This is a genomic window from Streptomyces malaysiense, assembly GCF_000980885.2.
GTDB lineage: Bacteria > Actinomycetota > Actinomycetes > Streptomycetales > Streptomycetaceae > Streptomyces > Streptomyces malaysiense.
In genome coordinates this window covers 1-14594 of record NZ_LBDA02000064.1, presented here as the reverse complement: position 1 = coordinate 14594, position 14594 = coordinate 1, and the positions used below count along the sequence as shown (strand labels likewise).

The following is a 14594-nucleotide window of genomic DNA, read 5'->3' as shown; positions in this document are numbered from 1 at the left end:
AAGACGTCAGAAGGCGCCGACGCGTTGCCCGGCGCCGGTCACCGGGTGGTGACCACGGCCGCCTGGGGGCGGACCGGGAGCCGGTTGACCGGGCGCCCGGTGGCCGCGCGGACGGCGGAGGCGATGGCCGCCGGGGACGTCACCACCGGCACCGCGCTGACCGACTTGGCGCCGAACGGCGCGACCACGTCCCGCTCCTCCACCAGCTTGACGATCCGGATGTCCGGCGCGTCCAGGGCGGTCGGCAGGGCGTACCCGGTCAGGTCGGGGTGGCGGACCAGCCCGCGCGGGGTGCGCAGGTTCTCGGTGAGCGCGATGCCGACGCCCTGCGTGACGCCCGCCTCGATCCGGGCCGCCAGCTGCGCGGGGTTGAGCACCCGGCCCACGTCCTGGGCGACGGCCAGCTCCACCACCCGCACCGAGCCCAGCTCGATGTCCACGTCCACGACCGCGCGGATCGCGCAGAACGCGAGGCCCACGAACGCGTCGCCCTGCCCGGCCGCGTCCAGCGGCTCGGTGGGGTGCGGGCGGCACTGCGCGGTGGCCCACAGCTCCTTGCCGTCCAGCGCCTCGGTGACGGTGGTCGACAGCACCCCGTCGTACGACGTGATCTTGCCGTCCTCGATCTGGAGCAGTTCGGTCGACATGCCGAACTTGTGGGCCAGCGGCTGGAGAAGCTGGGTGCGGACCATCTTCGCCGCCCGCTCCACCGCACCGCCCGACACCCAGGTGTGCCGGCCACGGCTGCCCGGTCCGGACGGGGGCTGGTCGGTGTCGACCGGGGCGACGCGGACCTCCTCGATGCCCAGGGTGTCCTGGACGATCTGCCGGGCCAGCGTGGTGAATCCCTGCCCGGCCTCCACGGCCGCGCAGAGCACGGTCGCGATGCCGTCGTGGACCCTGACCGTCGCCGTGGACACCTCGTCGGCGCCCTCCGCGCCGAGCATGTGCACCATGCCGAGGCCGTAGCCGACGCCCCGGCGCACCGCGCCCGGCTCCCCCGCGCCCTCGGGTCCGCCGGGCAGCAGCCAGTCCTCCTCGGGGGTGTCCTTGGGAAGTTCCGGGAGCGGGAAGTCCCGTACGGACCGCAGGAGTTCGGCGACCGGAGCCGGGCAGGTCACCGTCTGGCCGATGGGCAGCACGTCACCGGTCGCGAGGGCGTTGCGCAGCCGGAGTTCCGCCGGGTCCATGTCCAGCTTCCGGGCCAGCTTGTCCATCTGCGCCTCGTACGCGGCGCACACCTGCATCGCGCCCTCGCCGCGCACATGACCGGAGGGCGGGTTGTTGGTGCGCACGGCCCAGCCCTCGATGAACGCGTTCGGCACGACGTACGGTCCGCACGCGAAGGAGACGGCGGCCGCCAGCGCCTCCGCGGAGGTGTCGGCGTACGCGCCCGCGTCCAGCAGGATCTGCGCCTCCACCTTCACCAGGTTGCCGTCGGCATCGGCGTGGTGGCGGTAGCGCAGCAGGGTGGGGTGCCGGTGGACGTGGCCGAGGAAGGACTCCTCGCGGCTCGCGGCGAGCTTCACCGGCAGGCCGGTGCGCAGGGCGAGCAGGCCGAGCGGGAGCTGGAAGCTCCCGTCCTCGCGGTCGGCGGTGGCCCCGGGTACCCCGGTGACCACGATCTTCACCCGATCCGGGGACAGCCCGAAGCAGGCGGCGGCGGTGTCGCGGTCGTGGTGCGGGTCGGTGGAGGCCAGGTACAGCTCCACCCCGCCGTCGGGGCGGGGCACCGCGAGACCGGCCTCGGCGCCGATCGGGGCCGGGTCCTGGCGGCCGATCCGGTAGAGCCCCTCGACCACCACCTCGCCGGCCGCGTCCGCGTCGCCGTGGCGCAGCGGGATGTGCCGGATCAGGTTGCCGTCGGGGTGCAGGGGTTCGGCCTCGAACGCCTGCTCGGGGTCGGTCACCGGGTCGAGGACCTCGTACTCGACGATGATCGCGGCCGCGGCCATCCGCGCGGTGTCCGGGTGGTCGGCGGCGACGGCGGCGATGGCCTCACCGTGGTGCCGTACGACCTCGGCGGCGAACACCGGCCGGTCGGGGGTGCCCCGGCCGTGGCGAGGGGTGCCCGGCACGTCCTCGTGGGTGATGACGGCGCGCACGCCGGGCATCTCACGGGCGTGCGAGGTGTCGATGGACACGATCCTGGCGTGCGCGTGCGGGGAGCGCAGGACGGCCGACCAGAGCAGGCCCTCGGCCCACAGGTCGGCGGCGTACGGGAAGGTGCCCTCGGTCTTGGCGCGGGCGTCCGCGTGCGGCAGCGAGACGCCGAGGCCGTGCAGCGCCTGCTCGGTCTCGGGGGCGGGTTCCGCGGCGGCGGCGGCTTCGTTGCTCACGCCTGGCCTCCGTCCTGGCCGTAGTGCTGGTCGTACGGGCCGGGCGTGTCGCCGTAGCCGTCCGGGGTGGGTGGCGGCGTGTCGAAGACGCCCGGCGCCTCGAACAGCGACGGGCCGGAGCCGGAAGCCGCCTGGTGCGGTACGCCCGCGTCCTCGGCTTCGGTCCCCGTCTCCGCCGCCGTGTCCGCCGCCGTCTCGGGAGCGTGCGCGTCCGCGCGTTCGGCGACGACCTCCTGGACGGCCTGGACGACGCCCCGGTAGCCGGAGCAGCGGCACAGGTTGCCGCACAGGGCCTGCCGGGTCTCCAGCTCGGTCGGCGCGGGGTTGCCCTCCAGCAGGTCGTGCACGGTCATCGCCATGCCGGGCACGCAGAAGCCGCACTGCACGGCGCCGCACCTGGCCAGCGCCCGCTGCACGTCCGAGGGGTGACCGTCCTGGGCCAGCCCCTCCACGGTGCGCACCTCGGTGCCGGCCGCGGTGACCGCGGGCACCAGGCAGGAGGCCACGAGCCGCCCGTCGACCTGCACGTTGCAGGCCCCGCACTCGCCCTGCGAGCAGCCGTCCTTCGCCCCGGCGAGCCCGAGCCGCTCACGCAGCACGTAGAGCAGCGACTCCCCGATCCAGGCGTCGGTGACGGGCCGGTCGGCGCCGTTGACACGCAGGACGTAGGAGGCGCTGGGGTGGTCGTCGTGGGGCGGGAGGGGGGCGCGCTCCGGCTCTTCCGGCGCCTCGGCGGCTTCGGGCTCCCCGGCCTGTTCGGGTTCGCTGTCGGCGTGTTCCGGCGCCTCCGGCGCGGGGCTCGGCGTGTCGCCGTCGTGCGCCGGAGCGGCCTCCGCCGGTGCGGCGGGCGCCGGCACGGGCGTGTCGGACCGCTGCCCGGGAACGCCGGGCACGGCCGCGCCGGAGCGCTGCTCGGGTACGACGGGTACGGCCGGGTCCGCGGTGGGCGACGGGGTGCCGTGCGCCGGCGTGGCGGCCGGGTCGGGCGCCGCCTCCGGCCGCGTGGCGGCCTCGGCGGCGGCGTCCTGGTCCGCGTGTTCGGCGGGGCCGTCGGCGGGAGGCGTGGCCGGGCCGTGGGCGTCCGGGCCCACGGGGGTGCCCGCGGGCGGCGTACGGTGCTCCGCCGCGGCGTCCCCCGGCGGGTGCGCCGGTCGCCCGTCCCCCAGGGGGGCGCCCGGGGAGGGGTACGACGGCTCGGTGGCGGGCGAGGGGAGGTGCGCGGGGGCGGGGTGACCGCCGGGCGGGGTGTGGCCCGGCTCCGGGTGCGCCGAATCGGGGTGCCCGGCCTGTTCGTGGCCCGCCTGCTCGTGCGGGTCCCGCGCGGCGTGCTCCTGCGCCGCGGTCCCGTCCGGACCCGGCACGGCCGCGCCGTCCGCCTGTCCGGACTGCTCGTACCCGGACTGCTCGTACCCCGCCTGTTCGTACCCTCCCTGGCCGTACCCGCCGTGCGCGTCCAGCCCGTGCGCGTCCACGCCCTGCGTGTGCCCGGCCGCCTCGTGCTCGCCCGGCACCGCCCCGGTCTGCCCGGAGCCGTCCGGCCCGTACGCCTCGTGCCCCGGCGCGTCCTGGCCGTACGCGTCCGGCGCGGAACCGGTCCGCTCCGGCGCGCGGCCCGTCTGCTGGTGCGCGTCCGGCACGGGACCGGTCTGCCCGTGGGCGCCCTGCCCGGGCCCCGCGTGCTCGTACCCGCCCGGCGCGCCCTGTCCGGCCCCGGACCGCTCGTACGCGGCCTGTGCGCGGGCCTGCCGGCGCGCCCGCGCGCTGCCGACCCCCTGCCCGGTGCTCTGCGCGCGCTCGGCGCGGAATTCGGCGCCCCCCGTGTGTCCGCCGGTCCCGGGGCCGTACGCCTCGGCGCCGCCGGCCTCGGGGGCGTACGTGTCGTGCCCGTACGCCTCGCCGGACCCGTACGTGTCCGGTCCCTGCGCGGCCTCTCCCTGGTCGCCCCAGGGCCGGCCCGTGCCGGTGGCCCAGGGCGCGGGCGCGCCGCCCGGGAGGGTGGCCGGCGGGGTGCCGCCCCACTGCTCCACCAGGGACGAGGTGGTGAACTCGCCGGATTCGTCGGGCAGTTCTCCGCCTGCGACGGGGATGGACCACTGCCCGGTGACGTCATGGCCGGGCGCGGCGGGAGCCTGGGGCTCCTCGAAGTTCCAGTGCTGGGTGGCCGCGGGGTCGTACGTGAAGCGGTCGCCGCCCTGCGTCGCCCCCTGCCCGGCGTCCGGGTCGGGCCACCGGCCGCCGCCCTGGCCGCCGTTCGGGTCGGGCCACTGGGCGGCACCGCTCCGGGGCTCGGGCCAGCCGCCGTGGCCGTCGTCCGCCGGAGCCCCCGGGATGCGCGGCGGCACATAGCCGTGGCCCGGCGCGGCCAGCGGGCTGTCGCCGGCCAGCAGGGCGTCTATGCCGCCCTCGGGGAGCTTGACGAAGGCGGTGGCGCCGTCGTCGTAGTCGCCCTGGGGCAACGGGTTCCAGCGGCCGCCCTCGGGCGTGCCCTCTCCGTGCCGGTCGTCGGTCACGACAGCGCCCTCCCCAGTGCTCGTCGGGCCAGCGCGGCGACGGTACGCCGCAGGTGCAGTACGGCGGGCGGCAGCGACGGCACCGTGCCGTCCGCCTCCGGCGCCGGGTCGGGGATGCAGGCCGCGGCGACGTACTCGCCGAAGGCGCCGAGCGCCTCGGGGACGAGCGCGCGGTCGTTGTCCCAGTCGATGAGCTGCGCGACCCACTGCTCGGCCTCCAGCGGCCGCAGCGGCATCGGCGCTATGGCCCCGACCGCGCAGCGCACCCCGCGCCGGGCCGGGTCGAGCACGAGGGCGACGGAGGCCAGCGCACGGCCGGGTCCGGTGCGCCCGGTGGCCTTCAGGAAGACCTGCGGGGCGTGCAGCAGCGGCACCCGCACGAAGCCGATGAGTTCGCCGGCGCCCAGCATCTCCACGCCCGCCAGCAGGTGCGAGACCGGAACCTCCCGGCGCGCCCCGCCCGGTCCGGCGACGATCAGCGTCGCCTCCAGCGCGGCGAGCACCGGCAGCGCGTCCCCGGTGGGCGCGGCGGAGGCGATGTTGCCGCCCAAGGTGCCGGCGTTGCGGATGTGCGGCGGGCCCGCGGCGCGCGCGGCGGCGGCGAGCGCGGGGATCAGGGCCGCGAAGTCGGGGCGGCCCATGCGCGCGTGGGTGAGCCCGGCGCCGAGCAGCGCGTGGCCGTCCTGGTACTGCCAGCCGCGGATCTCGCTGATCCGGCCGAGGCCGACCAGCGCGGCGGGCCGCAGCTGCCCGGAGTTGACGGCGGCCATCAGATCGGTGCCGCCCGCGACCGGGACCGCGGTGGGCATCGCGGCGAGCGCCGCCACCGCCTCGTCCAGCGTCGTGGGCAGCGTGACGGCCTGCCCCGCCTGCGGTGCGTGCGTGGTCAACCCGGCTGCCCCTTCCCGCTGCCCCACCTGGTCCCGCCTGTTGCGCCGTACGGTACGTGCTGACAGGGCGGACGTGGCAACTCTGGCACATCTTCGCAAGGCTCGAACGCGGGGGTCCGCTAGGAGGCATTCGCCCACCTCGCCGAGGAGATGAGCCGTTTTCACACCACTTCACCGGTGCGCACGAATTGCCACTCTTCGGTGAAGCTGCCGTGGTTTTTCCGCTGGACGTCCCATCCGAGTCGCGCGGCGCGCCCGCTGGGGTACACCCGGCGGGTTCCGGCCGTTCGGGATCACCTGGCGGGCGGCGGTCCGTCGATCGGGCGGCCGGGCACCCCGGGCCGCCGCTGCCACGGCCGGGGCCCGGACGGTGGCCGGTAGGCGACGCCCAGGGCGTCAAGTCGCCGGTAGTGCGCGGTCATCCGGCGCTCGAAGTCCGCGAAGTCCCGGTCCGGGGGCGCGGGAAGCCGGCTCCAGGCGACCTCCGCGAACGCGGCGAGCCGGGGAAACGCCTGGTAGTCCACGCGCCGCGCGTCCTCCAGGGCCTCGGTCCACACATTGGCCTGGGTGCCGAGCACATGGCGCGCCTCGGCCTCGGTGAGCGCGGCGGGAACGGGTTCGAACCGGTAGACGTCCTCCAGGGTGCGCACGAAGCCGATCGGTACGGGTTCCTCGTCGCCGGGAGCCTGCCGGTGGTCCAGGTACACGTACTGCTCGGGGCACATGACGACGTCGTGGCCGGCGCGCGCGGCGGTGACCCCGCCCTCGTAACCACGCCAGGAGGAGACCGCGGCGCCCGGTGCCAGCCCGCCCTGGAGGATCTCGTCCCAGCCGATCAGCCGGCGCCCGCGCGCCCCGAGCCAGGTGTCGAAATGCCGTACGAACCACGACTGGAGCTGGTCCTCGTCGGCCAGGCCGAGGTCGGCGACGCGCCGCTGGGCGGCCGCCGACTTCTGCCACTGGTCCTTCGGGCACTCGTCACCACCGATGTGGATGAACCGTGACGGGAACATCTCCAGGACCTCCTCGAACACCCCTTCGTAAAAGCGCAGGGTGTGGTCGGTGGGGGCCAGCACGTTGGGGTTGACCCCCCAGGTGTCCCAGACGGAGAGCGCGGCGGTGTCGACGACGTCGGTGTTGCCGAGTTCCGGATACGCGGCGACGGCCGCCTGCGAATGCCCCGGCACATCGATCTCCGGCACGACGGTGATGTGCCGTTCGGCCGCGTAGGCGACGATCTCCCGGATGTCGTCCTGGGTGTAGTGACCCCCGTGCGGCTTCTCCTCCCACAGCGGTGAGGCACGGTGGCCGATTTTCGTCCGTGCCCGCCAGGAGCCGGTCTCGGTCAGTTCCGGATACCGCCTGATCTCGACCCGCCAGCCCTGATCGTCCGTCAGGTGCAGGTGCAGCACGTTGAGTTTGTGCGCGGCCATCAGGTCGAGGTAGCGCAGCACCCCGTCCTTGGGCATGAAGTGCCGGGCGACGTCGAGCAGTAGTCCGCGCCAGCCGAATCGGGGGCTGTCGCGCACGGTGAGCGCGGGGAATTCCCAGGCGCCGCGACCGCTGACGGGGGCCCGCCGGAAGGCCTCGGGCCCGAGCAGCTGCCGGAAGGTGCCCGCGGCCCAGAACAGGCCGGCCTCGCTCGCCCCGTCCAGGGTGACCACCCTGTTCTCGGCGGTCAGCCGGTACGACTCCGGGCCGCCGAGTTCGTCCGCCAGAGCGGGCACGATCCGCAGCCGCACCCGGCCGTCCCCGGCGCGGCTCTCGCCCTCGCGGTACGGCGCGAGGGGCAGCCCCGTCGCCGCGCCGACCGTCGACCGCAGCCAGCGGGCCACCCCTTCGGTGCCCGCCGCGGCCTCGATCCCGGTGTCCGCGTCGACCACGCAGCGAGCCCCCGCCGCGCCGGCCGGCGCCGAGAGCCGGCCCGGCGCCGGGATCAGCGCCGCCTCCTCGGCCGCGGCCGCCCCCTCTCCGCCGATGTCACCCATGCGACCTCCACGCCCCGCGTTGCACCCTGTGCAACGGCCGTTCCACCCCGCACAACCAACCGGTCGACAGGGAGGCTAGGACCCCGGAACCGGCCCCACAAGAGGTCTCGACCAATCGGGCAAAGGCAGCGGGCCCCGGCGCGCACCCAGGCGCGGCGGGGCCCTCGCGGGTCACCGTGGCGGGACGGGCCTCACTTGCCCTTGTCGCCGCCCTTGTCCTTGTCGCCGCCGCTGCCCATGGACTCGTAGATCTCCTTGCACATGGGGCACACGGGGTACTTCTTCGGGTCGCGGCCCGGCACCCAGACCTTGCCGCACAGCGCCACGACGGGGGTGCCGTCGAGGGCGCTCGCCATGATCTTGTCCTTCTGGACGTAGTGGGCGTAGCGCTCGTGGTCGCCGTCGCCGTGGGACACCTGTGGCGTCGGCTCTACGAGGGTCCCCGTACCAGTCCCGCGCTCGGGCTCAAGAGTGCTCATATTGCCCAGGGTACTGAAGCGCCCGGGTATCAGTTGAGCGAAGGGTCGTCCGGGTACGTGGCCACCATCGCCAGCTCGCTGCGCTGGCGGCGCAGCACCTCGCGCCACAGCCGTTCGGGCTCCGGCGAGGACACGTCACCGGGCTCGGACTCCACCACGTACCAGGCGCCCTCGGCCAGCTCCTCCTCCAGCTGTCCGGGCCCCCAGCCGGCGTACCCCGCGAAGATCCGCAGCGCGCCGACGGCCGGGGCGAGCAGCTCGGGCGGGGCCTCCAGGTCGACCAGGCCGATCGCGCCGTGCACCCGCCGCCAGCCCAGCGGGGCCCGCTCGCCGTTCGTCCCGCCCGGTATCACCGCCACGCCGAGCGCGGAGTCCAGCGAGACCGGACCGCCCTGGAAGACGACGCCGGGCTCGCCGGTCAGCTCGGCCCAGCCCTCCAGGATGTCGCCGACGCCCACCGGGGTGGGGCGGTTGAGGACGACGCCGAGGGACCCCTCCTCGTCGTGGTCGAGGAGGAGCACCACCGCGCGGTCGAAGTTCGGGTCCGCCAGGGCGGGGGTGGCCACGAGCAGCCGCCCTGTGAGCGAGGACACCTCGGTCATGCCAGACATGATCCCGCATCTTGCCCCGGAGTGGGGAGCCAATCGGAGTGTGCGGGTGAACGCAGTTCAGGGAGCGCGGGAGCAGGCCCGGCGCACGCGCGCAGCGGTGACGGCGTGTGTTCGATCGCAAACGGTTCGTGTTGTGACACACCCATGACCGACAGGGCGGTACGCGGACTTACGGGCGGGGGGTGATCGGCGATTACCCTGTCCCACGGCCCGCCCGTGATCGGCGGTCCCCATGCCCATCTGATCGGAACGCGAGATTCATGACCGTCAACGACGATGTCCTGCTTGTCCACGGCGGAAACCCGCTTGAGGGCGAGATCCGTGTCCGCGGTGCGAAGAACCTCGTGCCGAAGGCCATGGTCGCCGCGCTGCTCGGCAGCGCGCCGAGCCGGCTGCGCAATGTTCCGGACATCCGTGACGTGCGCGTCGTGCGCGGGCTGCTCCAGCTGCACGGGGTGACGGTCCGTCCGGGTGAGGAGCCCGGCGAGCTGGTGCTCGACCCGACGTACGTCGAGAGCGCCAACGTGGCCGACATCGACGCCCACGCCGGCTCCAGCCGTATCCCGATCCTGTTCTGCGGCCCGCTGCTGCACCGGCTCGGGCACGCGTTCATCCCCGGCCTCGGCGGCTGCGACATCGGCGGCCGGCCCATCGACTTCCACTTCGACGTGCTGCGGCAGTTCGGCGCGAGCATCGAGAAGCGCGCGGACGGGCAGTACCTGGAGGCGCCGAAGGGCCTGCGCGGTACGAAGATCACGCTGCCGTACCCGTCGGTGGGCGCGACCGAGCAGGTGCTGCTGACGGCCGTGCTGGCCGAGGGCGTCACGGAGCTGTCCAACGCGGCCGTCGAGCCGGAGATCGAGGACCTCATCTGCGTGCTGCAGAAGATGGGCGCGATCATCGCGATGGACACCGACCGCACCATCCGCATCACCGGTGTGGACAAGCTCGGCGGCTACACCCACCGGGCCCTGCCGGACCGGCTGGAGGCCGCGTCCTGGGCCTCGGCGGCGCTCGCGACCGGCGGCAACATCTACGTCCGCGGCGCCCAGCAGCGCTCGATGATGACGTTCCTGAACACCTACCGCAAGGTCGGCGGCGCCTTCGAGATCGACGACGAGGGCATCCGCTTCTGGCACCCGGGCGGCCAGCTGAAGTCCATCGCCCTGGAGACGGACGTGCACCCCGGTTTCCAGACCGACTGGCAGCAGCCGCTGGTGGTGGCGCTCACCCAGGCCACGGGCCTGTCGATCATCCACGAGACGGTCTACGAGTCCCGGCTGGGCTTCACCTCGGCGCTCAACCAGATGGGCGCCCACATCCAGCTCTACCGCGAGTGCCTGGGCGGCTCCGACTGCCGCTTCGGCCAGCGCAACTTCCTGCACTCCGCGGTCGTCTCGGGACCGACCCGGCTCCAGGGCGCCGACCTGGTCATCCCCGACCTGCGCGGCGGCTTCTCCTACCTGATCGCGGCGCTCGCCGCCGAGGGCACCTCCCGGGTCCACGGCATCGAGCTGATCAACCGCGGCTACGAGAACTTCATGGAGAAGCTCATGGAGCTGGGCGCCAAGGTCGAACTCCCGGGCAAGGCCCTCGGCTGACCCCGAGCAAACAAGCAAACAGGGCGGCCCCCCTCCGATGAGGGGGGCCGCCCTGTTCGGCGTCGTCGATCCTTCTGGCGCGGCCTGCCGGGCCGCGCCCCGAAGGAGCGCGGGGGCCGTGTCGGATCTGCGGCTCCGCGGCGCGGGCGCGACCGGTCACGACGGACCGTCGGCCACCCGCGGTGCTCACCTCGGACGGCGGTCCGGCGGACCGGCGCCCGAAGCGGAGCGGTTACTTGCCCTTGGCCGCTTCCTTGAGCTTGGAGCCCGCGGTGACCTTCACGCTGAACCCGGCGGGGATGTTGATCGGCTCGCCGGTCTGCGGGTTGCGCGCGGTACGAGCGGCACGGTGGGTGCGCTCGAAGGTCAGGAAGCCGGGGATGGTGACCTTCTCGTCGCCCTTGGCGACGATCTCGCCGACGGTCTCGGCGAACGCGGCCAGCACGGCGTCGGCGTCCTTGCGGGTCACCTCGGCACGGTCGGCCAGCGCGGCCACCAGCTCACTGCGGTTCATGTTGTTACTCCCGTGTTTTCTTGCCGTTGGGGTGTGCCACGCGGCGGTCGTGCCCGCGGCACTGCGATGCCGATGCGCTCGCGCCCAGGGACGCATCCTGCCCCTACCTGCGGCGGGAAAGCCAATCCGGCACCCGTAGGAGTCGTGAGAACACCCTGGGGAGTCACACGAAAAGCGCCTGATCGGCGTCACCCTAGAGGGCGCCCGGCACCAGGTGGTTCCACGACGCGCCGGTGCGGGGGGCCACCGTGGTGATCCTCACAGCCCCTGGCACCGTACGACGCGCCGTGGTCGGGTGGTCCGCCCTGGTCAGACCGTTGCGCCGACCGCCTTGGCGGCCTCGCGGACCGCGCCGGCGACGGCGCCCGCGACCTTGTCGTTGAAGACGCTCGGAATGATGTAGTTGGGGTTCAGCTCGTCCTCGCTGACCACATCGGCGAGTGCCTTCGCGGCGGCGAGCATCATCTCGGTGTTGACAGTACGGGACTGCGCGTCCAGCAGGCCACGGAAGACACCCGGGAAGACCAGCACGTTGTTGATCTGATTGGGGAAGTCCGAGCGGCCGGTGGCCACCACCGCGGCCGTCTGGCGGGCGATCGCCGGGTCGACCTCGGGGTCCGGGTTCGCGAGCGCGAACACGATCGCGCCGTCCGCCATGGTGGCCACGTCGTCGCCGTCCAGGACGTTCGGGGCCGAGACGCCGATGAAGACGTCCGCGCCGCGCACGGCCTCCTTCAGGGTGCCGGTGAGGCCCTCGGGGTTGGTGTTGTCGGCGATCCAGCGCAGCGGCGAGTCGGCCGGGGCGTTCACCAGGTCCTCGCGGCCCGCGTGCACCACGCCGTGGATGTCGGCGACGACGGCGTTCTTGGCGCCCGCCGCGAGCAGCAGCTTGAGGATGGCCGTACCGGCCGCGCCGGCGCCGGACATGACGATCCGGATGTTCTCGATCGCCTTGCCGGTGACGCGCAGCGCGTTGGTCAGCGCGGCGAGCACGACGATGGCGGTGCCGTGCTGGTCGTCGTGGAAGACCGGGATGTCCAGAGCCTCGCGCAGCCGGGCCTCGATCTCGAAGCAGCGGGGCGCGGAGATGTCCTCCAGGTTGATGCCCGCGAAGCCGGGGGCGATCGCCTTGACGATCTCCACGATCGCGTCGGTGTCCTGGGTGTCCAGGCAGAGCGGCCAGGCGTCGATGCCGGCGAAGCGCTTGAAGAGGGCCGCCTTGCCCTCCATCACGGGCAGCGCGGCCTTGGGGCCGATGTTGCCGAGGCCGAGCACCGCGGAGCCGTCCGTCACGACCGCAACCGAGTTGCGCTTGATGGTGAGGCGGCGGGCGTCCTCGGGGTTCTCGGCGATCGCCATGCAGACGCGGGCCACACCCGGCGTGTAGACCATGGAGAGGTCGTCACGGTTGCGGATGGGGTGCTTGGACTGCATCTCGATCTTGCCGCCGAGGTGCATCAGGAACGTACGGTCGGAGACCTTGCCGAGAGTGACGCCCTCGATACCGCGCAGCTTCCCGACGATCTCCTCGGCGTGGGCCGTGGAGGTGGCCGCGATGGTGACGTCGATACGGAGCTTCTCGTGCCCGGACGCGGTGACGTCGAGGCCGGTCACCGAGCCTCCGGAGGACTCCACGGCGTTGGTGAGCTGCGAGACGGCGGTTCCGCTCGCGGGCACCTCCAGCCGGATGGTCATCGAGTAGGAGACGCTGGGCGCCGTTGCCATGGCCGACTTCCTCTGCTTTCACCGTGTCGCTATTTGTGCCGTCCGATCGTCGCACCTACCGATCAGTACGTGGTAGTCGCCCTCGATTGCGGACGTTTTGTTCACGGGCGACTACCACCTGGTGCGTGGTTTCGGAAAACGACTTCCACCATACGAGAGTTGATGGGCATAAGAAAGAGGCCCACGTCACTCTGTCGTGACGTGGGCCTCCCACGTTGATGACACCGGCCCGCCATGCTCGCCTCGCGGCAAGTGGTCCCTCGAAGGGACGAAGGTTGGGCCCGGGGGCTTGGATCGAGCCGGTGCCGTACCCAGGCTAACAAACGGATGCCGGATGCCGTTCCCCGCGCGGGGAGTTCGCCGAGAACTCAGTCGCGCAGCAGATCCGGCACCCCGGCCGCGTCCGGCTCGTCCCGCTCCCCCGACACCACCGTGAGCTGCTGGGTCGCCCGGGTGAGCGCCACGTAGAGCACGCGCAGCCCGGCCGGGGACTCGTCGGCGATCTCCGCGGGCGAGACGACGACCGTCGCGTCGTACTCCAGGCCCTTGGCCTCCAGGCTGCCGAGCGCCACCACCCGGTCGCCGAGCCCGGCGAGCCAGCGTCTCGCCTCCTCGCGCCGGTTCATCGCGACGACCACGCCGACCGTGCCGTCCACGAGGCCCAGCAGCCGCTCCGCCTCGGCCCGCACGGCGGCCTGTAGGGATTCCGCCACGACGGTGAAGCGCGGCTCGACGCCGGTGGACCGTACGGCCCTGGGCGACTCGGCGCCGGGCATGGCGAGCGCGAGCACCCGGGCGGCCAGATCGGCGATCTCGGCGGGGTTGCGGTAGTTCACGGAGAGCTGGAAGCGGCGCCGGGGGCGGCTGCCCAGGGCCTCGTCGCGGGCCTCGGCCGCCTCGTCCGGGTCGGACCAGGAGGACTGGGCCGGGTCCCCGACCACCGTCCAGGTGGCGTGCCGGCCGCGGCGGCCGACCATGCGCCACTGCATCGGCGTGAGGTCCTGCGCCTCGTCCACGATGACGTGCGCGTACTCGGTGCGCTCCTGCGCCAGCCGCTCGGCCCGCTCCCGCTGGGTCTCCTCGCGCACCGGCATCAGCTCCTCCAGGCCGGTGAGCTGGTCCAGCGGATCGAGCTCCCGCTTCTTGCGGGGCCGGGCCGGGACGCCCAGGATCGCCTGGAGCTCGTCCAGCAGGGCGATGTCGTGCACCGTGCGGCCGTCGCGCTTGAGCGAACGGGCCACCTTGCGCACCTCGCCCGGGTTGAGGATGCGGCGCGCCCAGCGGCCGAGGCGCTTCTCGTCGGCCATCGCGTCGAGCACCCGCGCCGGGGTCAGCTCCGGCCACCACGCGTCCAGGAAGCCGATGAAGGCGTCCTCGCCGGTGACGTCCTCGTCGAAGGAGGAGCGCAGCTCGGCGGCCAGTTCCGGGTCGGTGTGCCGGGCCCCGGCACCGGACTTCGCCCACAGCGCGTCCAGCAGCAGCTTGCGGGCGCGCGGGCGCAGCAGGTTGACGGGGGCGGTGCCGCCGAGGGCCGTACGGCGGACGCGGTCCAGTTCCTCGGCCTCCAGTTCGAGGCGGCGGCCGAAGGCGACGACGCGGAGGCGGGTCGGGTCGACGGACCGCCGCGGCGTGTCGTCGTCCTCCTCGTGGTCCGCCCGGACGGCGGCGCCCAGCTCCAGGGCCCCCCTGGCGGCCTTCCGCAGCACCTTCAGCATCCGGTACGAGCCCTTGGCGCGGGCCACGGACGGGGAGTCGTACAGCGTCGCCTCCACGCCGTCGACCAGGGAGCCGATCGCCCGGATCGCGACCTGGCCCTCCTCGCCGAGCGAGGGCAGCACGCCCTCGGTGTAGGCGACGAGCAGCGGGGTCGGGGAGACGATGAGGATGCCGCCCGCGTACCGCCTGCGGTCCTGGTAGAGCAGGTAGGCGGCGCGGTG

The 14594-nt window shown here is 73.8% G+C and carries 10 protein-coding genes; 1 reads left to right on the top strand and 9 read right to left on the bottom strand.

Annotated elements, in window-relative coordinates; all coding sequences use genetic code 11:
• Window positions 1–38: 38 nt before the first annotated feature.
• The 6 genes from VT52_RS26370 to VT52_RS26345 form a co-directional block, all read right to left on the bottom strand.
• On the bottom strand, window positions 39–2339 hold the full coding sequence (locus tag VT52_RS26370; RefSeq protein WP_046423186.1) for a xanthine dehydrogenase family protein molybdopterin-binding subunit: 2301 nt from the start codon (window positions 2337–2339) through the stop codon (window positions 39–41).
• The gene (locus VT52_RS26365) at window positions 2336–4849 is read right to left on the bottom strand and encodes a 2Fe-2S iron-sulfur cluster-binding protein (RefSeq protein ID WP_046423188.1); all 2514 of its coding nucleotides are present in this window, start codon (window positions 4847–4849) and stop codon (window positions 2336–2338) included. Before VT52_RS26365 ends, VT52_RS26370 begins: the two co-directional genes overlap by 4 nt.
• On the bottom strand, window positions 4846–5739 hold the full coding sequence (locus tag VT52_RS26360) for an FAD binding domain-containing protein (protein ID WP_046423189.1): 894 nt from the start codon (window positions 5737–5739) through the stop codon (window positions 4846–4848). The genes VT52_RS26365 and VT52_RS26360 overlap by 4 nt, the downstream gene beginning before the upstream one ends.
• 293 nt (window positions 5740–6032) lie before the next feature.
• Window positions 6033–7727: a beta-N-acetylhexosaminidase gene (locus VT52_RS26355; protein WP_046423191.1), complete on the bottom strand. Its 1695-nt coding sequence runs from the start codon at window positions 7725–7727 to the stop codon at window positions 6033–6035.
• A 191-nt stretch (window positions 7728–7918) separates the two neighbouring features.
• Window positions 7919–8206 carry a DUF3039 domain-containing protein gene (locus VT52_RS26350; protein WP_079175271.1) on the bottom strand — a complete coding sequence of 96 codons (288 nt, stop codon included), beginning with the start codon at window positions 8204–8206 and terminating at the stop codon, window positions 7919–7921.
• A 29-nt stretch (window positions 8207–8235) separates the two neighbouring features.
• Window positions 8236–8808, bottom strand: a complete 573-nt coding sequence (locus VT52_RS26345) for a YqgE/AlgH family protein (RefSeq protein ID WP_046423194.1) — start codon at window positions 8806–8808, stop codon at window positions 8236–8238.
• A gap of 269 nt (window positions 8809–9077) precedes the next feature.
• Between VT52_RS26345 and murA the strand changes: the two genes are divergently transcribed.
• Complete coding sequence (murA, locus tag VT52_RS26340) at window positions 9078–10418, top strand: UDP-N-acetylglucosamine 1-carboxyvinyltransferase (protein ID WP_046423196.1); 1341 nt, start codon at window positions 9078–9080, stop codon at window positions 10416–10418.
• A 232-nt stretch (window positions 10419–10650) separates the two neighbouring features.
• Here the strand turns inward: murA and VT52_RS26335 are convergent, their stop codons facing one another.
• The 3 genes from VT52_RS26335 to VT52_RS26325 all read right to left on the bottom strand — a co-directional run.
• On the bottom strand, window positions 10651–10932 hold the full coding sequence (locus VT52_RS26335) for an HU family DNA-binding protein (RefSeq protein WP_014673024.1): 282 nt from the start codon (window positions 10930–10932) through the stop codon (window positions 10651–10653).
• A 309-nt stretch (window positions 10933–11241) separates the two neighbouring features.
• Window positions 11242–12657, bottom strand: coding sequence for an NAD-dependent malic enzyme (locus VT52_RS26330; RefSeq protein ID WP_046423203.1), 1416 nt, complete (start codon window positions 12655–12657; stop codon window positions 11242–11244).
• Between the two features lie 368 nt (window positions 12658–13025).
• Window positions 13026–14594: HelD family protein (locus VT52_RS26325; protein ID WP_071387666.1), on the bottom strand; the 1569-nt coding region annotated here is incomplete at its 5' end.

Bases quoted from the DNA above. Each gene is read 5' to 3' on its own strand.
- VT52_RS26355 (WP_046423191.1), bottom strand. From the start codon at position 7,727: ATGGGTGACATCGGCGGAGAGGGGGCGGCCGCGGCCGAGGAGGCGGCG.
- VT52_RS26350 (WP_079175271.1), bottom strand. From the start codon at position 8,206: ATGAGCACTCTTGAGCCCGAGCGCGGGACTGGTACGGGGACCCTCGTA.
- VT52_RS26345 (WP_046423194.1), bottom strand. From the start codon at position 8,808: ATGACCGAGGTGTCCTCGCTCACAGGGCGGCTGCTCGTGGCCACCCCC.
- murA (WP_046423196.1), top strand. From the start codon at position 9,078: ATGACCGTCAACGACGATGTCCTGCTTGTCCACGGCGGAAACCCGCTT.
- VT52_RS26335 (WP_014673024.1), bottom strand. From the start codon at position 10,932: ATGAACCGCAGTGAGCTGGTGGCCGCGCTGGCCGACCGTGCCGAGGTG.
- VT52_RS26330 (WP_046423203.1), bottom strand. From the start codon at position 12,657: ATGGCAACGGCGCCCAGCGTCTCCTACTCGATGACCATCCGGCTGGAG.